At 43.8% G+C, this 18,148-nt stretch carries 18 protein-coding genes; 15 read left to right on the top strand and 3 right to left on the bottom strand.

Annotated elements, in window-relative coordinates:
* The first annotated feature begins 10 nt into the window (after nt 1-10).
* Genes whiA through LJF29_RS15245 form a run of 3 tightly spaced genes read left to right on the top strand, consistent with a single transcriptional unit; the run spans nt 11 to nt 2,008 of the window.
* On the top strand, nt 11-961 hold the full coding sequence (whiA, locus tag LJF29_RS15255) for a DNA-binding protein WhiA (RefSeq protein WP_010331998.1): 951 nt from the start codon (nt 11-13) through the stop codon (nt 959-961).
* Nucleotides 962-984: 23 nt separating this feature from the next.
* Nucleotides 985-1,242 (top strand): HPr family phosphocarrier protein, encoded by a 258-nt coding sequence (locus LJF29_RS15250; RefSeq protein ID WP_024122965.1) that lies wholly within the window; start codon nt 985-987, stop codon nt 1,240-1,242.
* Nucleotides 1,243-1,252: 10 nt separating this feature from the next.
* A complete protein-coding gene (locus LJF29_RS15245; RefSeq protein ID WP_229149391.1) occupies nt 1,253-2,008 on the top strand; it encodes an arylamine N-acetyltransferase family protein in 756 nt (251 codons plus the stop codon).
* Nucleotides 2,009-2,043: 35 nt separating this feature from the next.
* Here the strand turns inward: LJF29_RS15245 and LJF29_RS15240 are convergent, their stop codons facing one another.
* Nucleotides 2,044-2,253: a hypothetical protein gene (locus LJF29_RS15240; protein ID WP_229149389.1), complete on the bottom strand. Its 210-nt coding sequence runs from the start codon at nt 2,251-2,253 to the stop codon at nt 2,044-2,046.
* 148 nt (nt 2,254-2,401) lie between these two features.
* Here LJF29_RS15240 and LJF29_RS15235 point away from each other — a divergent pair, with 148 nt between their 5' ends.
* From LJF29_RS15235 to LJF29_RS15220, 4 genes are all read left to right on the top strand, one after another.
* Entirely contained in the window at nt 2,402-3,115 is a 714-nt protein-coding gene (locus LJF29_RS15235) for a winged helix-turn-helix domain-containing protein (protein WP_229149387.1), read from the top strand.
* Nucleotides 3,109-4,179, top strand: coding sequence for a HAMP domain-containing histidine kinase (locus LJF29_RS15230; protein WP_229149385.1), 1,071 nt, complete (start codon nt 3,109-3,111; stop codon nt 4,177-4,179). The genes LJF29_RS15235 and LJF29_RS15230 overlap by 7 nt, the downstream gene beginning before the upstream one ends.
* Before the next feature lie 83 nt (nt 4,180-4,262).
* Nucleotides 4,263-5,042: a lantibiotic ABC transporter ATP-binding protein PsdA gene (gene psdA / locus LJF29_RS15225; RefSeq protein WP_010331992.1), complete on the top strand. Its 780-nt coding sequence runs from the start codon at nt 4,263-4,265 to the stop codon at nt 5,040-5,042.
* A complete protein-coding gene (locus tag LJF29_RS15220) occupies nt 5,017-6,957 on the top strand; it encodes an FtsX-like permease family protein (protein ID WP_229149380.1) in 1,941 nt (646 codons plus the stop codon). The genes psdA and LJF29_RS15220 overlap by 26 nt, the downstream gene beginning before the upstream one ends.
* 37 nt (nt 6,958-6,994) lie before the next feature.
* Here LJF29_RS15220 and LJF29_RS15215 read toward each other — a convergent pair whose 3' ends face one another.
* Nucleotides 6,995-7,972, bottom strand: a complete 978-nt coding sequence (locus LJF29_RS15215; protein WP_229149378.1) for a 2-hydroxyacid dehydrogenase — start codon at nt 7,970-7,972, stop codon at nt 6,995-6,997.
* 403 nt (nt 7,973-8,375) lie between these two features.
* Between LJF29_RS15215 and LJF29_RS15210 the strand changes: the two genes are divergently transcribed.
* Both LJF29_RS15210 and LJF29_RS15205 read left to right on the top strand, forming a co-directional pair.
* Entirely contained in the window at nt 8,376-8,960 is a 585-nt protein-coding gene (locus tag LJF29_RS15210; protein WP_010331989.1) for a beta-class carbonic anhydrase, read from the top strand.
* 18 nt (nt 8,961-8,978) lie between these two features.
* A complete protein-coding gene (locus tag LJF29_RS15205; protein ID WP_168748821.1) occupies nt 8,979-10,589 on the top strand; it encodes a SulP family inorganic anion transporter in 1,611 nt (536 codons plus the stop codon).
* A gap of 30 nt (nt 10,590-10,619) precedes the next feature.
* Here LJF29_RS15205 and LJF29_RS15200 read toward each other — a convergent pair whose 3' ends face one another.
* Nucleotides 10,620-10,940, bottom strand: coding sequence for a MazG nucleotide pyrophosphohydrolase domain-containing protein (locus LJF29_RS15200; RefSeq protein WP_010331987.1), 321 nt, complete (start codon nt 10,938-10,940; stop codon nt 10,620-10,622).
* Nucleotides 10,941-11,057: 117 nt separating this feature from the next.
* On the opposite strand from LJF29_RS15200, the gene LJF29_RS15195 reads away from it, so the two are divergent.
* The 6 genes from LJF29_RS15195 (at nt 11,058) to mdxG (ending at nt 18,147) form a co-directional block, all read left to right on the top strand.
* On the top strand, nt 11,058-11,633 hold the full coding sequence (locus LJF29_RS15195) for a TIGR00730 family Rossman fold protein (protein ID WP_229149376.1): 576 nt from the start codon (nt 11,058-11,060) through the stop codon (nt 11,631-11,633).
* A gap of 153 nt (nt 11,634-11,786) precedes the next feature.
* Nucleotides 11,787-12,737, top strand: coding sequence for a LacI family DNA-binding transcriptional regulator (locus LJF29_RS15190; RefSeq protein WP_010331985.1), 951 nt, complete (start codon nt 11,787-11,789; stop codon nt 12,735-12,737).
* A 107-nt stretch (nt 12,738-12,844) separates the two neighbouring features.
* The gene (locus LJF29_RS15185; protein ID WP_229149375.1) at nt 12,845-14,614 is read left to right on the top strand and encodes a glycoside hydrolase family 13 protein; all 1,770 of its coding nucleotides are present in this window, start codon (nt 12,845-12,847) and stop codon (nt 14,612-14,614) included.
* 94 nt (nt 14,615-14,708) lie between these two features.
* Nucleotides 14,709-15,962 carry a maltodextrin ABC transporter substrate-binding protein gene (locus tag LJF29_RS15180; RefSeq protein WP_229149373.1) on the top strand — a complete coding sequence of 418 codons (1,254 nt, stop codon included), beginning with the start codon at nt 14,709-14,711 and terminating at the stop codon, nt 15,960-15,962.
* Between the two features lie 40 nt (nt 15,963-16,002).
* Nucleotides 16,003-17,310, top strand: a complete 1,308-nt coding sequence (gene mdxF / locus LJF29_RS15175; RefSeq protein WP_229149372.1) for a maltodextrin ABC transporter permease MdxF — start codon at nt 16,003-16,005, stop codon at nt 17,308-17,310.
* The gene (gene mdxG / locus LJF29_RS15170; RefSeq protein WP_229149369.1) at nt 17,311-18,147 is read left to right on the top strand and encodes a maltodextrin ABC transporter permease MdxG; all 837 of its coding nucleotides are present in this window, start codon (nt 17,311-17,313) and stop codon (nt 18,145-18,147) included.
* Nucleotide 18,148: the final 1 nt, after the last annotated feature.

The raw sequence follows: 18,148 nt of genomic DNA, 5'->3' as shown, positions 1-18,148 counted from the left end.
AGGTGGCTATATGTCATTTGCATCGGAAACAAAAAAAGAATTAACGAACCTGGAAGTGAAGGATTGCTGCATTAAGGCAGAGTTGTCAGCACTTATCCGAATGAATGGATCTTTATCATTTGCTAACCGCCATCTCGTACTTGATGTTCAAACTGAAAATGCAGCGATTGCCCGCCGCATCTATACATTGCTGAAAAGACAATATGATGTGTCGGTTGATCTGCTGGTCAGAAAGAAAATGCGGCTGAAAAAGAATAACGTCTACATTGTGCGTTTTTCAGAGAATGCAAAGTTCATCTTAGAGGATTTAAAAATACTCGGCGAGAATTTTGTGTTTGAACGAAATATTTCAAAAGAGCTTGTCAAAAAGAGATGCTGCAAGCGTTCTTATATGAGAGGGGCATTTTTGGCGGGAGGTTCAGTCAATAACCCGGAAACCTCCTCGTACCATTTAGAAATTTTTTCTCTCTATAAAGAGCATAACGATTCATTATGCGAACTGTTAAATGAGTTCCAATTAAACAGCAAAACGCTCGAGCGGAAAAAAGGCTATATCACTTACTTAAAAGAGGCTGAAAAGATTACTGAATTTCTGAACGTGATCGGCGCACATAATTCATTGCTGCGTTTTGAGGATGTCAGAATCGTCAGAGACATGAGAAATTCGGTTAATCGCCTTGTCAATTGTGAAACAGCCAACTTAAACAAAACCATCGGGGCTTCGCTCAGACAGGTGGAAAATATTAAATACATCGATGAAAGAATCGGCTTGGAGGCGCTTCCTGAAAAACTTCGGGAAATCGCGCAGCTGCGGATTGATTACCAGGAAGTGACGCTGAAAGAGCTGGGGGAAATGGTAGCGAGCGGGAAAATCAGCAAATCAGGGATCAATCACAGGCTGAGAAAACTTGACGAAATCGCAGAACAGCTGCGGACAGGGCAAACCGTCACTTTAAAATAACCGTAAAGAAAAGGGGAGATCTTATGGTTCAGCAGAAAGTGGAAGTTCGATTAAAGACAGGACTGCAGGCGCGTCCTGCTGCTTTGTTTGTACAAGAAGCAAACCGGTTTACGTCAGATGTGTTTCTTGAGAAGGATGGGAAAAAAGTAAATGCGAAAAGCATCATGGGGCTGATGAGCCTTGCGGTAAGCACAGGCACAGAAGTCACATTGATTGCCGAGGGAGAAGATGAACAAGAGGCGCTGGAAAAGCTTTCGGCGTATGTTCAAGAGGAAGTTTAGGTGATACAAAATGAGTGATTTTCTGAAAGACTGTTTTAAGAAAATCGGCTGGGAGAAGGATCATGTCAGCTTCGAGGATTTTCCCCTTTTTCTAAAAGCAATGGCGTACCGATACCCTTTTGAAAACCGGGCAGTTCTTGCAAAAGAGAATTATAAGGTAACCAAAGAAGAGCTTTGGCGCCGTCTGATCAAAGAACAGCATGGGGGGCTATGCTACGACTTGAATGGTTTTCTTTACTATGTCTTACGTGATGCCGGTTTTCATGTGAAGCTCATTCGCGGAACAGTTTATGCAGGAAAACAAGAAGAGTGGGCATTAGAAGGAACCCATGCTGCTGTATGGCTGTCGGCAGAAAAGGGAGATTACATTGTTGATATTGGTTTTGGCATCAACCTGGCGCTGGAGCCGATACCGCTTTCTGGAGAAACGGTACAATCTCCTGTGGGAGCATTCCGAATCAAGGAAAAAGCGACGGAAATGGGCACCCATCTTCTGTTGATGGACAAAGGAGAAGGCTGGCAAATCGGTTATGCCTTTACCCTTGAAGAGAGGGATCCCGGTGATTTAGATGACATGAAGGACCTGATTCATTCTCATGAAAAATCTCCTTTTAACAAATCACTGCTCGCCTCAAAGTTGACACCGAACGGGCGGATGGTCATGTCAGACCGCCATTTTACGATTCATGAAAACGGCGGAGAAGGCCAAAAAAGTGACATCGCCCCTTCAGAGTTTGAAGAGAAATTAAACACTTATTTTTTGTAATGTGAAAAGCTTGCAGACATACTGCAAGCTTTTTCTTATGAACAAGTATTGATTACTATATCAAATGCATCTTCCGGGATATACAGTTTCCCTTTTTCATATTGATAAGGAATGTGATTCTCTTTAAAGCACTCTTTTTCGTATTCAGTCAGTGAATCTCCAATTTCTATGTATTCCCCGGTATAGTTCGGCTGGCATGCTGAAAGAGTTGACGTAATGGTTACAAGTAGCATGATTATCTTCATAATGACACCTACTTATTAAGAAATTTTTCCCTTTTTTCATTCTACCATAACGAATAGAAAAAGACCGATTTACTATCCCCCACATGCTATAATGAATTTTGGAATCTTCTAGAAAAATCACCGTACTAGACATATAAGGGGGATAAACGTGTATCGGATCTTACTCGTGGAAGATGATGAACGGATTGCTTCATTGCTGGGCGGCCATCTTCAGAAATACGGATATCATATAAAAATAGCTGAAAAGCTGAATGACATAAAGGAAGAATTTGCGGAAATGAAACCGGATCTTGTGCTGCTAGATATTAATCTTCCTTTTTTTGACGGGTTTTATTGGTGCAGGCAAATTCGAACGGTTTCCAATGCCCCGATTATTTTTATCTCGGCGCGGACTGATGAGCTGAATCAGGTGATGGCGATTGAGAACGGGGGCGATGACTATATCACAAAGCCGTTTCACTTAGAAGTCGTCATGGCTAAAATCAAAAGCGTGCTGCGCAGGACCTATGGTGAGTATTCTCCTTCTTTGTCCCATGAATCAAGACTGGTGGAGCTTGGCGGTCTAACGATATATCCAGATCAATATGAAGCGGAGTGGAAGAACAGCCGCATCTCGTTTTCACAAAAAGAATTTCAGCTGCTTTCGATTTTCATAAGAGAGCACAAAAAAATTGTCTCGCGTGATGAATTGCTGGAGGCATTATGGGACGACGTTGATTTTGTTGATGATAATACATTAACGGTCAATGTCAATCGGCTGCGGAGAAAGCTGGAGAATGCCGGATTGAAAGATGCCATTGCAACGATCAGGGGACAGGGCTATGTATTTGAAGTCAATCGGAAGGATGAGCGGGAGTGTTAAAGACTTATATCATCGACCGATTAGCTATTATTCTTTTTTCCTTATTAAGCATAGGTGCCGCCATGTTTATCGCATATTTAAGCATTATAGAGAGCGGTGCCGAGCCTGCTTCAGAAAATATGATATACATATGGGTCCTGCCTGGTGTCCTTTTGGCCGCTGGTTTTACTGCCGACTACATCCGGCAAGTTTCTTTTCTGGCATTTTTGAAAAAACTGGCCGATCAGGCACCCGCTTCGAATGACATAGGGCGGTCACTTGAAGCCCGCAAGCCAAGAACTAGAGAACAAGCCCTCTGGACAAAAATGATTAACGCGCTTGGTGATCAATACGCGGGAAAGCTCTCACAATATATTAATAAACAAAAACAGCATTATACTTTTACGAATCAATGGATTCACCATATGAAAACACCCGTATCCGTCATCTCCTTAATGATTCAAGAAGGAAAGAACGGGACCGCTTCTTCCTTTCAGACATTTTTAGAGGAACTGGAGGATGAAAATGAACGGTTTCGCCACGGGCTGGATATGATGCTGCAAACAGCCCGGCTGGAGGAATTCGCTTTTGATGTAAAACCTGAAACCTTTGATTTGACAGAGCTTGTCCGCTCATTGATCAATCAGGAAAAACGGCAGTTTATTAAACGGCGGCTTTTCCCGAAATTACATGTGCCGCCAAACGCCGTCCAGGTTTCCAGTGATCAAAAGTGGCTTTCCTTTGTTGTGGAGCAAATCCTTTTCAATGCCCTGAAATATTCAAAGCAAGGCGTTGGTGACCATATTACCATCCGGATTGAAACGCAAGGACATGAGACGCGTTTATCAGTTGCAGATGACGGTATCGGCATCCCGGCGCAGGATCTTCCCCGGATTTTTGATCCGTTTTTTACTGGTGAAAACGGGAGAAGCATGACACAGGCGACAGGAATGGGCCTCTATTTGGCGAAAGAGGTGTGCAGCCAGCTGGGCCATAAACTGGACATGCAATCAAAAGAGGGAGCGGGCACTGTGATGACAATTGTCTTTTCAAGTGACACTCTGGCGAATATGACAGCATTGTAAGGTTCGAAAGCGAGATTGAAAGAAAGTTCGATGGGAGGCTGCTGACTTCCTTTTTATAATAAAGAAAAAGGAGGATCAGAGGCATGAACGTGCTGCAAACAACGAAGCTGTCAAAAACATATTATTCAAATAAAGGAACGATGTCATATCAGGCGCTTAGCGATTTTGATCTCAGTGTAAATAAAGGAGAATTTGTCGGCATCATGGGGCCGTCAGGAAGCGGAAAAACGACGCTCCTGAATTTGCTGGCCACCATTGATAAGCCGACCCAGGGCGAGATGATGATCAACGGCATTCAGCCGAAAACGTTAAAGGATCAAGACCTGGCTCTGTTTCGCAGAAGAGAGCTGGGCTTCGTCTTTCAGGACTTTAATCTGCTTGATACGCTGACGATTCGGGAAAACATCCTGCTTCCGCTCGCGTTGGACAAGGTAAAGCTGAGTGAAATGGAAAACCGCTTAGATGAACTGGCAGATACATTGCAAATCAAACATATTCTCGACCACCGTACGTACGAAGTGTCGGGAGGCCAGCAGCAGCGTGCGGCCTGTGCAAGAGCCATTATTCATAATCCGGCTCTGATACTGGCGGATGAACCGACAGGCAACCTTGATTCAAAATCTGCAAAACAGGTGATGAACACGCTGGCTCAGCTGAATGAAGAAAAGGAAGCAACGATACTATTGGTTACGCATGATGCCACAGCGGCAAGCTTCTGTAAACGAATCGTCTTTATTAAAGACGGAAGATTTTTTTCAGAGATCCGCAGGGGGACGAATCAGCAGGTGTTTTATCAAAGTATCCTGGATACCCTGAGTGTGTTGGGAGGCGATTTTCATGAATTTGAGAACCATCGCCCGTAAGAACATCATTGGGAATCTGCAAAGATATGTCGCTTACTTTTTAAGCTGTGTGTTTGCCGTCTCGGTCTTTTTCGTCTTCACATCTTTTATTTTTCACCCGGATGTGACGGAAGACAATGTGTATGGCGGAAGCCTTGTGAAAACGTGTTTGAGCGCGGCTCTTATCGTCATTATCGTGTTTTGTATATTCTTTATTTCCTATTCAAATTCAGCATTTTTACAAGCGAGAAAGAAAGAGTTTGGCTTGTTTACCCTGTTCGGGACATCAAAGCAGCAGCTCCGAAAGATGATTTATTATGAGCAGTCGCTGATTTCTCTTGCGGCGATTGCAGCCGGTATCGGCACGGGGCTGTTATTTTCAAAACTGTTTTTTATGGTCATGACATGGATGCTCAGTGTGAAGGTGCCGATCTCGTTTGCGATTGTACCGAAAGCATTTGTGCTGACGGCGGTCGGTTTTCTCATATTGTTTCAAGTCCTGCTTATATTATCGCTGGGGCAGATTCGCAAGCTCGAAATCATAGATTTGATTAAATCCGCTCAAAAACCTAAAAATCTACCGGTCTATTCAAAATGGCTCACTGTGCTGTCTTTGCTTTGTCTGGCTGGCGGTTATTATCTGTCTGCCACAGCCAATGCGATCGACATGATGTTTCGTGTCTTTCCGATTTTGATTTTAGTGTTAATCGGCACGTATTTCTTTTTTACACAAAGCAGTGTCGCGTTTTTTCGCATGCTGTACAGAAAGAAACACAGCTTTTACAAAGGAACCAATATCATTGTGCGTTCCAACATGATATTCAGGCTGAAAGATCACGCACGCATGCTGTTTTTAACCTCTGTGATTACAGCAGTCATTTTAACCGCTACAGGTGTGATCTATATGTTTTATGCTGATTTAGAAAGGCAGGAGGAGCAAAGCATTCCTCAATCTGTTGCCTGGGTGGAAAAAGACGCTTCCCGCTTTCAGGTTATGAAGCCTGAGACGGCTGAGAATACATTGAAAAGAGCAGATACTGAGATTAAATATAAGGTGAATGCCACAGGTATTCCTGTTACATTTCAATCAGACTTGCCTTATGGGAACAGGAAAGCGGAAGCAGAGGCCTTGCTGATTTCAGAGAAAATCTATAATCAAGTCGCAAAGGAAAAAGGTTTTCCTGTTATTCATGTACAAGAAAATGAAGCGTTTATCAATGTTCCGTTTCAAATGATGGTGAAAGATACGTTCGGGGAAGGGGAAAAAGCAGCGTTTCATATGAAGTCAGGAAAATCACTTTCCTATGTCATGAAAAAGCAGCAAAACAAAGGGATATTGATGTCAGTCGGAGGAGTCAGCCGTTTATTGGTTGTCAGCGAAAAAAGCTTTGACAGCCTGACACAGGAGGTGCGGCTAAAGGATCAGACAAGAGTGGTAGGCTATGAGCTTGAGCATTGGCAGGAGACGGTGGAGGTCTCTGAGAAGCTTGAAAACATGGTGCCGAAAGAACATACATCTGATTTTCAAACGCGTGCTCCGAGTTTTCAAGTTGTGAAGCAGGGAGTCGCACTCATGCTGTTTATCGGTCTGTTTGTCAGCGTACTGTTTTTTATTGTTCAAGGCAGCATGCTGTATTTGCGGATGTTTACTGAAATAGAAGATACGAGAGTGCAAGTGTTAGCATTAAAGAGAATGGGAGTTACGGACAAAGAGATTCACTCTATCCTTGGAAGACAAATTGGATTTTTGTTCTTCATCCCGTTTATCGCGGGTACGATTCACGCCGGTTTTGCGTATGTGGCGTTAAGCAACATGCTGAATGCTAACTTATTTCTTGAGGCCGTGATCGTCATCTTTATTTATTTTGTATTCCAGGCTGTTTATTATATCGTCACACGTCATATTTATAAGCGTGCTGTTCTCCAGCATATGTAATATGAAATCCGGTCTTCATCAGACCGGATTTTTTTATTTACTGAAATTCTCTTGTCAGATTTTTCGGTGTTTCCCCTTTGATAGCAGCGATCATGTTTTCAGCGGCCTGTTTACACATATTGAAGCGCACTTTCGCTGTTGCTGAGCCGATATGCGGCAGTAAGGTGACGTTGTCAAGCTGCAAGAGCGGATTGTCTTTTGCGACAGGTTCTTCTTCGTACACGTCTAAACCGGCACCACGAATCCAGCCTTCTTGAAGAGCGCGGATGAGGGCTTTTTCATCAACTGTCTTTCCCCGGGAAATATTGACGAAAATTGCGGAATCCTTCATCAGTTTAAATTCGCGTTCCCCGATCATGTGATACGTTTCGTCAGTCAGCGGAGTAATCAGCAGAACAAAATCTGATTGTTCCAGGAGTGTGTCAAGCTCAGCGTATTTGACGCCGATGCTTTCTTCAGTTTCTTGTTTGCGGTGGCGGTTATGATAAAGCACGTCCATATCGAAACCGAATTTGGCGCGTCTGGCCGCTTGCTCGCCGATTCTGCCCATACCGATAATGCCTAATGTTTGATGATGGACGTCAATGCCGAAAAGGTCTTCTTCTTCAACCGTACCCCATTTACCGGCCCGGACGAAACGGTCAAGCTCAGCAACACGTCTGGCCGATGAAAGAATTAAAGAAAAGGCCAGATCGGCCACTGTATCATCCAGTGTATAAGGCGTATGAGTGCCGACGACGCTTCTTTCTTTCATCGCTTCTATATCAAAATTATCGTATCCGACGGATTGATTGCTGACGACCTTCAGCTTAGGAGCATGTTCAAGCAGCTCGCTGTTGATGGACGGCCCTGATGTTCCAGTCGTTAAAAGCCCTTCAGCATCTTTCATTTTCTCGAATAGCACTTCTTGTGGAAGTGAATCCTCCTGCCATATCTCAAAACGGCAATGCTCACTGATCATGTGTTCAATCTCTTTAGGAATGGGTTTGGTGATAAATACAAATGGTTTCAACAAGGCTCCCCCTTTATGGCTGTTGTCTATTTTATTATATCGGAAAGAGATAAAAGTTAGAAATATTGCTGCGTTTGTTAAATTTCTGGTTCTTTTGAACTTAAAATGATTGCGATGAATGAAAAAAAAGCAGCCTCTGCTTAAATAAGTTTTTTAATTATCTGAATTCGCCTATATTTTTTGTCAGACAAATCACCAAAATATCAGCAAAACCTGGATTATAGGATTCAATAAATATAAATTTTATTATCTTTGAAAGATATAAATGTTTATGTTTTTATTTTACAGTCCAATTAGATCGTCTTTTAATGAAAGCCTTTTCGCGGCCTGTTCCTATGCTATAATTCCTTACTGTAAGCTAGGCAAGAAGGCTTGCAAAATCATATGGATGGGAGATGAATTTAGAATGGTTTCTTTAACATCAATTTTGGAACACAATCAGCAGTTTGTCAGAGAGAAGAAGTACGAACCCTACAAAACGACAAAATTCCCTTCAAAAAAGCTCGTTATTGTTACCTGTATGGATACAAGACTCACAGAACTTCTTCCGCAAGCAATGGGGCTTAAAAACGGCGATGCTAAGATTGTAAAAAACGCGGGAGCCATCGTTTCTCACCCATTTGGAAGTGTCATGCGCAGCATATTGGTCGCCGTTTATGAATTGCAGGCGGAAGAGGTTTGCATCATCGGCCACCATGAATGCGGGATGTCAGGCCTGAATGCTACCTCAATTCTAGAAAAAGCAAAGGAACGCGGGGTAGAAGCAAGCTGCCTGAGTTTACTTGATAGCGCCGGATTAGATTTGAAAACCTGGCTGACCGGCTTTCACAGTGTGGAAGAAAGCGTTTCCCACAGTGTCAATCTGATCAAGAATCATCCGCTGCTGCCAAAAAAGCTGCCGGTTCACGGGCTTGTGATACACCCGGAGACAGGCAAACTTGACGTCGTGATTAACGGTTATGAAACTGAGTTCATAAAGACTAATTCATAAGGGAGGTTTTAACAAAATATGCGATTCTCTGGGAGATTCAAGGGATACAATTTACAGAAATTTCAGAAAGACCTGATTGCAGGTATCGTAGTAGGAGTCGTGGCAATTCCTTTAGGTATGGCGTTTGCCATTGCCTCGGGAGTCGAGCCTGAATATGGGCTGTATACTGTTGTTGTGGCGGGGATCTGTATTTCTTTGTTCGGGGGATCTAAATATCAAATAGGCGGTCCGACAGGCGCGTTTGTCCCGATTTTATTCGGTATCGTGATGCAGTATGGGCTGGAAAATCTGCTGATAGCGGGGTTTATGGCAGGCGTCATGCTGGTGCTGTTCGGATTGTTTAAGCTCGGCAAAATTATGAAGTACGTGCCGAAGCCAGTTATCGTCGGATTTACGGCTGGAATCGCCGTGTTAATCTTCACTGAACAAATCGCTAATTTTCTCGGTTTGAAAAATGTAGAAAAACATGAGAACTTTCATCACAACATGTTTGAAATTGCACAGAAGCTCGGCACCTTTAACGGATATGCCATTTTGACAGCGGTCATCGGACTTGTCATTTTGCTTGTATCCGCCAAAGTGATGCCAAAGATACCCGGAGCTTTATTGGCTCTTCTCATTTCCACGCTTGTTGCGGTTGTGTTTTTCCCTGACCGCATGGCAACGATTGGCTCAACCTATGGAGAAATTCCTCGCCATTTGCCGGAATTTCAGTTTCCGGAGCTGACAATAGATAAAATGGTCATGCTGTTTCCGGCAGCGCTTGTCATCGCGCTTCTTGGCGGCCTCGAGTCCATATTATCCGCGATGGTTGCCGATAATATGAAAGGGTCAAAGCACGACAGCAACAAAGAGCTTGTCGGCCAGGGGATTGCGAATATGGCCGCGCCGCTGTTTGGCGGAATCCCGGCTACCGGAGCGATTGCGCGGACGGCAACCAATATTAAAAATGGAGCGGTTTCACCTGTCTCAGGTGTCGTTCACGGCGTCGTGGTTCTTCTCGTACTGCTTGTATTCGCGCCTTATGCTTCCCACGTTCCGCTTGCAAGTATGGCGCCGATTTTGATGGTTGTCGCATGGAATATGAGTGAGCGGAAGGAAGTCGCAAACATGCTGAGACTGAAAAACGCCGATTCCTTCATTTTAGCCGCTACCTTTGTCCTGACGGTTCTGTTCGATTTAATCGTCGGTGTGGCGACCGGATTGTTGCTCGCATTTGTGTTCTTCATCAGAAGAATGAGCGAAGCGACCCGTATTCACAATCAGGAGTCTCATCCAGCTCTTGCGAAAGCGGCTAAGAGGGAGCAGGGGACAGATCCTTCAGTCAGCATGTACTCCATAGAAGGACCGCTGTTTTTCGGATCGATTGATTCACTTGAATCGTCACTGTTAGAGCATGTACAGAAAAAGCCGAAGACCCTCATTTTGCTCATGAATAAAGTGCATTACATGGATACATCCGCAGAAGCAGTGCTTGGGAACGTTATGAACCGAATTAAACGCCACAACGGAAAGCTGATGATTGTAGGACTGCAGTCTCAGCCTAGGGAGCTGCTGCATAAAACAGGCCTATTTCACAAAATAGGGAAGCAGCATTTCTTTGATCATCATGATGAAATCACAGGGTGAAAAAAAAACGGCCGACTGCGGCCGTTTTTTTTATGCATGCTCAAATCGTTTTGTCAGTTTTTCTTGGTGGGCTTTCATCACGTCACCTAATGAAACGCCGTACATATCAGCAAGGATGGCGATATTCCCGATGACGTCTCCCATTTCTTCAATCAATTCTTGTTTTTGCTCAGCTCGTGTCGATTCTTTCTCATCCGGCCGGTCTCTGCCGATTTCATACGCCCGGACAGCCCGTGCCAGCTCTCCGGCTTCCTCCATTAAAAACCCGACTCGAATAAACGGTCCGTATTCCGTCCAGCCCCTTTTTTCGTAAAACTCTTTCATCCATTTTTCAGCATCAGCCAGCTGCAACATCATCACTCCTGCATTCTTTATGTATTTCATATTGATATTATCACATGAAGGTGGGACAATATATAGTGTGTTTTTTTGAATGTTAACACGATATATAGATGCGGAGATGACAAGATGAAAACAATTTGTGTATTTGCGGGCTCAAACCCGGGGGGAAATGAAGCGTATAAAAGAAAAGCGACGGAGCTTGGCGTGTATATGGCAGAGCAGGGAATCGGCCTGGTATACGGGGGCTCTCGTGTAGGTTTGATGGGCGCGATTGCCGATGCATTAATGGAAAACGGCGGCACTGCAATTGGAGTGATGCCGAGCGGCCTGTTCAGCGGAGAGGTTGTCCATCAAAATCTGACAGAGCTGATTGAAGTCAACGGCATGCATGAACGAAAGGCAAAAATGAGCGAACTGGCTGACGGCTATATCGCCATGCCTGGCGGTTTCGGTACATATGAAGAATTATTTGAAGTGCTTTGCTGGGCGCAGATCGGCATTCATCAAAAACCGATCGGACTGTATAATGTCAACGGATATTTTGAACCGATGATGAAAATGATCAAATACAGCATTCAAGAAGGATTTTCTAACGACTCTCATCTTAAACTGATCCATAGCTCTTCACGGTCCGATGAGTTAATTGAGCAAATGAAGAACTACTCATATCCAATTTTAGAGAAAAAGTGGACAGAAATTTAGTGAGCAATCAAAGCTGATTTCGACAATGTGAGGTTTCCTGTAGGAAATCTCTTTTTTAGTTTCTTTATGGTTACATAGTATAATTTACTATAATAAAGGACTTTTTCACTAGTTTGGATAGGCGTAATAAGCACAGGTGAGGAGGGGATGAAAATGGCAACATTGTCAGATGTAGCGAAAAAAGCAAATGTTTCGAAAATGACGGTATCACGAGTGATCAATCACCCTGAGACGGTGACAGACGAATTAAAAAAGCTTGTTCATTCCGCGATGAAAGAACTGAATTACATCCCTAATTATGCGGCAAGAGCGCTCGTGCAAAACAGAACACAGGTTGTCAAACTGTTGATTCTCGAGGAAATGGATACGACAGAGCCGTATTACATGAACTTGTTGACCGGAATCAGCCGGGAGCTGGATCGCCGCCATTATGCTTTGCAGCTTGTGACAAGAAATTCTCTTAATATTGGGCAATGCGACGGTATTATTGCCACTGGCTTGAGAAAGTCCGATTTTGAAGGTGTGATCAAAGCTTTTGAAAAACCGCTAGTCGTATTTGGGCAAAATGAAATGGGCTTTGACTTTATCGATGTGAATAACGAAAAAGGCACTTTTATGGCAACACGCCATGTCATGGGACTGGGCGAGCGGGAAGTGGTCTTTTTTGGCATTGATTTAGATGAGCCTTTCGAACGTTCAAGAGAACAGGGGTATATTCGTGCGATGAATGAAAGCTTTAACAAAACGAATATGTTTCGGATCGATAACAGTTCTAAGAAAAGTGAATGCCTTGCAAGAGAAGTACTGAAATCCATGGACAAACAGGCAGCGTTTGTCTGCGCATCCGATCGAATCGCGCTCGGCGTCATTCGTGCGGCGCAATCGCTTGGAAAACGAATTCCGGAAGACGTTGCGGTTACCGGGAATGACGGTGTTTTTCTTGATCGCATCTCCTCGCCCCGGTTGACTACAGTCAGACAGCCAGTAGTTGAAATGGGTGAGGCCTGTGCGAGAATGCTGCTGAAAAAAATGAATGAAGGCGGTGCTCCCCAAGGACATCTATTTTTTGAGCCGGAGTTAATCGTGCGTGAATCGACTCTGTAAGAGCCTTATTCTGTTATCGATAACAAGGCAAAAAGGATTGTTCCTGCGATTTCATCATGATACTTTCAAAATTGAACCGGATTAAAACGGAAATCAAAGGGGGAGACATGATGGAATATGCAGCGATTCATCATCAGCCATTCAGTTCTGATGCTTATTCTTATGACGGGCGGACAGTGCATATCAAGATTCGGACGAAAAAAGGTGATGCCGATCACATTCGATTAATTTGGGGCGATCCTTATGAGTACAACGATGGCAGGTGGGCGGCAAACGAGCATCCGATGAGGAAAATCGCCGCAACGGACATGCATGATTATTGGTTTGCTGAAGTGGTGCCGCCATTCAGGCGTTTGCAATATGCGTTTGTTGTAACAGACCATCATGAAGACATCTTTTTCGGAAGCTCAGGTGTATGCCCTTATAACGAAAAAACGCTGGAGACGATCCATTATTATTTTAAACTTCCATTTGTTCATGAGACCGATACATTCCAAGCGCCTGAGTGGGCCAAATCAACGGTTTGGTATCAAATTTTTCCGGAGCGTTTTGCTAATGGAAGAGAAGACTTATCGCCGGAGAATGTATTGCCGTGGGGGAGCAAAGATCCGGACGTCAATGATTTTTTTGGAGGAGATTTGCAAGGAATTGTTGACAAGCTTGATTATGTAGAGGATTTAGGGGTGAACGGAATTTATTTAACTCCGATTTTTTCCGCGCCTTCTAATCATAAATACGACACGCTGGATTACTATTCCATTGATCCGCATTTTGGAGATCCGGAGCTTTTTCGCACATTGGTCAGCCAGATTCATCAGCGGGGGATGAGAATTATGCTTGATGCTGTTTTTAATCATATAGGCAGTGCTTCTCCGCAGTGGCAGGATGTCGTGAAAAACGGAGCTCAATCCCGCTATAAAGACTGGTTCCATATTCACTCTTTTCCTGTCACAGAAGGCAATTATGATACATTTGCGTTTACTCCCGATATGCCGAAGTTACATACGGCTAATCCCGAGGTACAAAGATATTTGCTTGATATTGCTTTGTATTGGATTCGCGAATTTGACATTGACGGCTGGCGTTTGGACGTGGCAAATGAAGTGGATCACGCCTTTTGGAAGACATTCAAGCAAGCCGTATCAGCAGAAAAGCCTGATATTTATATTCTGGGAGAAATCTGGCATTCTTCCGAACCTTGGCTAAGAGGAGATGAATTTCATGCGGTGATGAACTATCCTTTTACAGAGCCTATGATTGAATATTTTGCTGACCGGGCGATTCCCGCCTCGCGTATGGCCCACCGGTTAAATGCACATTTGATGAATGGGATGAAGCAGGTCAATGAGGTGATGTTTAATTTACTGGACAGCCATGACACAAAACGCCTTTTGACCAGATGCCGAAATGACGAGAAAAAAGCACGCGCTTTGCTGGCCTTTATGTTTGCCCAGACAGGTTCACCATGCATCTATTACGGAACGGAAATCGGGCTGGACGGCGAAAATGATCCGTTATGCCGGAAATGTATGGTTTGGGACAAAGAGAAGCAAAACCAAGAGATGCACACATTTATGAAACGGTTAATTGCTTTACGCAAACAGGAAAACACTGTATTAACTGAAGGAACTCTTGAGTGGAATCTGCTGGATGACCAAAACAATTTTATTCGTTTTTCACGGACTCTTGATGAAAAAAAACTGATTTATTTCTTTAATCAAGGGGACGCGGCTCGACATGTCAGTTTGCAAGACTTGAATATTGAAAGAAATAAGAAAATCTACGATGCATGGACAGAGCAGCCGCTTCATCATAGCGATGTGATTGCCATTCAGCCGGGAGAATTTTTTATTTTGGGTGCTGCCGCCCCTGTTTAAATTCTGTTATCGGTAACAAATCGAAAGATGTTGTAACCGCTTTCTGAAGAGCCATACAATTGTTATAGATTCATAAATAGAAGGGGGAAAAGAGATGGTAGTTTTTAAAAAGGCCTTCGCCTTATTGGCAGCATCAGTCCTGACATTCGGCCTTGCCGCCTGCTCAAGTTCAAAAGATCCGGCAAGCTCTGACGGCAAAAAGGTACTGACTGTGTCTGTTGAAGAAACCTATAAAAAATACATTGAAAGCATCAAAGCAAAGTTTGAAAAAGAGAATGATGTCACAATAAAAATTGTTGAAAAGCAAATGTTCGATCAATTGGAAGCGCTTCCTCTCGATGGTCCGGCGGGGAATGCACCTGATGTGATGCTTGCAGCGTACGACCGGATCGGCGGTTTGGGCCAGCAGGGACATTTGCTAGACATTAAGCCATCTCATACAAAAAGTTTCGGCGATAAAGAAATGCAGCAGGTGACGGTTGACGGTAAGGTGTATGGAATGCCGCTGGTCATTGAAACACTTGTTTTATACTACAACAAGGATCTTTTAAAAACAGCACCAAAAACATTTAAAGACCTTGAAAAATTAGCAAAGGATTCCCGCTTTGCGTTTGCTTCAGAAAAAGGAAAATCAACCGGATTTTTAGCGAAATGGACTGACTTTTATATGTCATACGGTTTATTGGCGGGTTACGGCGGATACGTGTTTGGGAAAAACGGCACAGATTCCGGGGATATCGGCCTGAACAATAAAGGGGCAGTAGAAGCTGTGAAATATGCGGAGAGATGGTTTAAAACCTATTGGCCAAAAGGCATGCAAGACAATTCAAGCGCAGATGATTTTATTCAGCAGATGTTTTTAGATGGCAAAGCGGCTGCTATCATCGGCGGACCTTGGTCAGCTGCCAACTATAAAGAGGCTAAATTGAACTACGGAGCGGCTCCTATTCCGACATTGCCAAACGGAGAAGAATACGCCCCTTTTGCCGGCGGCAAGGGCTGGGTTGCTTCAAAATATACAAAAGAACCCGAACTGGCTGAAAAGTGGCTTGAGTATGCTACAAATGATGCCAATGCCTACGTTTTTTATGACGATACAAACGAAGTTCCGGCCAACACAGCTGCAAGGAAGAAAGCGGATGAGCAAAAAAATGAGCTGACGTCAGCTGTGATTACACAATATGAAACAGCGACACCAACTCCAAATATTCCGGAAATGGCTGAGGTATGGACAGGAGCGGAAAGTTTGATTTTTGATGCAGCTACAGGAAAAAAAGCAGCACAACAATCAGCGGATGATGCTGTAAACGTCATGAAGGAAAATATAAAAGAAAAGTATGTGAAATAAAACGGCGGGGTAGCGTCCGGAAGAATAGAGGGCGAAAAAAATGAATCAACACCACACACATGCAAAGCAAAAACGAAAGGCAGGGCTTTTATCGATCATTCCAGGGCTTGGGCAATTTGCGAATCATCAGTTTTCAAAGGGGATCTTGTTTCTGGTCATCACAGGTTTGTTTGTTTTTGAATTATGCGTTTTCGGTATTCAGGCGCTAACCGGATTGATTACATTGGGGAGTGTTCCCGGTAAAGACCACTCACTGTTTATGCTGATTGAAGGCACACTGCAATTGATCGTGACGCTGATGTTCCTCATGTTCTATATCTTTAATATTTATGATTCGCGTAAGACCGCCGCTATGAAAGCGGCGGGTTTGAAGGTCAATACAACAGCCAGGGACATGATCTGTCATGCAGGAGATAAAGGGTTTCCATATTTATTTACACTGCCGGCATATATCATGATGGTGTTTGTGATTATTTTTCCGGTTTTGGTGACTCTGTTTGTTGCATTAACAAACTATGATTTTTATCATATTCCGCCTAATAGTCTGATTGACTGGGTCGGTTTTAAGAATTTCTTGAATATTTTTCTCCTTGGCTCCTATCGTGAAACATTTGTGAATGTACTGGGCTGGACAATCATCTGGACAATCTGTGCGACAACGCTGCAAATCATTTTGGGTATTGTGACGGCTCTTTTCGTCAATCAGGATTTTATAAAAGGCAAGCGGATATATCGAATGATCTTCTTATTTCCGTGGGCTGTTCCGGCTTTTATTACAATCATGAGTTTTTCCAACATGTTTAACGACAGCGTAGGGGCGATGAATGCACAGGTGATTCCATTATTAAATCACCTGCCGTTTGTAGAGCTGCCGGCGATCGCGTGGAAGACCGATCCTTTCTGGACGAAGACGGCTCTCATTATGATTCAGACCTGGCTCGGTTTTCCTTATATTTATGTTATGGTAACGGGCGTGCTTCAAGCGATTCCAGGTGAACTGTATGAAGCGGCAAAGATTGACGGGGCCACTTTTTTTCAACGTTTTCAACATATTACATTCCCGATGATTTTATTTGCGACAGCGCCTGTGATGATTACCCAGTATACATTTAATTTTAATAATTTCTCGATCATCTACTTATTTAATGAGGGAGGACCGGGCAGCGCGGGAGCAGGCGCCGGGTCGACCGATATTTTAATCTCTTGGATTTATAAACTGACAACAGGCACATCACCGCAATATTCTGTTGCGGCGGCTGTTACATTGTTAATTTCTTTCATTGTCATAGGAATTTCTCTGATTGCTTTTAAAAAATCGAATGCCTTTGGCAATGAGGAGGTTATGTAGGTGAAGGCGAGAACTGCCAGAATGCTCAATATAATCTGTACCTATTTATTTTTGACGCTTTTAAGTATCGTCATTCTATATCCGCTGCTGATTACGGCAACATCCGCTTTCCGTGTGGGGAATGTGGCGGCTTTTCAGCTTGATTTTTCGGGTTCTTGGACTTTGGACCATTTTAAGCGGCTATTTGACGAGACGCTTTATCTTCATTGGTACAGCAATACAATTGTCATTGCGCTATCGGTCATGGTATTGCAGGTTACGATTGTGACACTCGCCGGGTATACGTACAGCCGCTATCGGTTCTCAGGCAGAAAAAAGAGCCTGGTATTCTTTTTAATCATTCAAATGGTGCCGACGATGGCAGCGCTGACTGCTTTTTACGTCCTGGCCATGCTGATAGGCGCCCTCGATCAATACTGGTTTTTGACAGCGATTTATATCGGCGGCGGAATTCCGATGAACACATGGCTGATGAAAGGTTATTTTGATACTGTGCCGAGAGAAATTGATGAAGCAGCGCGAATTGATGGTGCGGGACATCTGAGGATTTTCGCATCAATTGTTTTGCCGCTTGTTAAGCCGATGCTTGCGGTACAAGCGCTTTGGGCTTTTATGGCCCCGTTTGGCGACTATTTGCTGGCGAAGTTTTTGCTTCGCGCACCGGAAAGGCTGACCATCGCTGTGGGGCTGCAATCATTCATTTCAAACCCGCAACAGCAAAAAGTCGCCCTGTTTGCGGCCGGAGCGATACTTGCCGCACTGCCGATATGCGTCTTGTTCTTTTTTCTCCAAAAGAACTTTGTGTCCGGGCTGACAGCCGGCGGAACAAAGGGGTAGT

It is taken from the genome of Bacillus sp. LBG-1-113, assembly GCF_020708615.1.
GTDB classification, from domain to species: domain Bacteria; phylum Bacillota; class Bacilli; order Bacillales; family Bacillaceae; genus Bacillus; species Bacillus mojavensis.
The sequence above is the reverse complement of the archived record's forward strand: the minus strand, read 5'-3'. Positions and strand labels throughout refer to the sequence as shown.

Bases quoted from the DNA above. Each gene is read 5' to 3' on its own strand.
- LJF29_RS15205 (WP_168748821.1), top strand. From the start codon at position 8,979: ATGCGATTCTCTGGGAGATTCAAGGGATACAATTTACAGAAATTTCAG.
- psdA (WP_010331992.1), top strand. From the start codon at position 4,263: ATGAACGTGCTGCAAACAACGAAGCTGTCAAAAACATATTATTCAAAT.
- mdxF (WP_229149372.1), top strand. From the start codon at position 16,003: ATGAATCAACACCACACACATGCAAAGCAAAAACGAAAGGCAGGGCTT.
- LJF29_RS15180 (WP_229149373.1), top strand. From the start codon at position 14,709: ATGGTAGTTTTTAAAAAGGCCTTCGCCTTATTGGCAGCATCAGTCCTG.
- LJF29_RS15210 (WP_010331989.1), top strand. From the start codon at position 8,376: ATGGTTTCTTTAACATCAATTTTGGAACACAATCAGCAGTTTGTCAGA.
- LJF29_RS15250 (WP_024122965.1), top strand. From the start codon at position 985: ATGGTTCAGCAGAAAGTGGAAGTTCGATTAAAGACAGGACTGCAGGCG.
- LJF29_RS15245 (WP_229149391.1), top strand. From the start codon at position 1,253: ATGAGTGATTTTCTGAAAGACTGTTTTAAGAAAATCGGCTGGGAGAAG.
- LJF29_RS15195 (WP_229149376.1), top strand. From the start codon at position 11,058: ATGAAAACAATTTGTGTATTTGCGGGCTCAAACCCGGGGGGAAATGAA.
- whiA (WP_010331998.1), top strand. From the start codon at position 11: ATGTCATTTGCATCGGAAACAAAAAAAGAATTAACGAACCTGGAAGTG.
- LJF29_RS15190 (WP_010331985.1), top strand. From the start codon at position 11,787: ATGGCAACATTGTCAGATGTAGCGAAAAAAGCAAATGTTTCGAAAATG.
- LJF29_RS15240 (WP_229149389.1), bottom strand. From the start codon at position 2,253: ATGAAGATAATCATGCTACTTGTAACCATTACGTCAACTCTTTCAGCA.
- LJF29_RS15220 (WP_229149380.1), top strand. From the start codon at position 5,017: ATGAATTTGAGAACCATCGCCCGTAAGAACATCATTGGGAATCTGCAA.
- LJF29_RS15185 (WP_229149375.1), top strand. From the start codon at position 12,845: ATGATGGAATATGCAGCGATTCATCATCAGCCATTCAGTTCTGATGCT.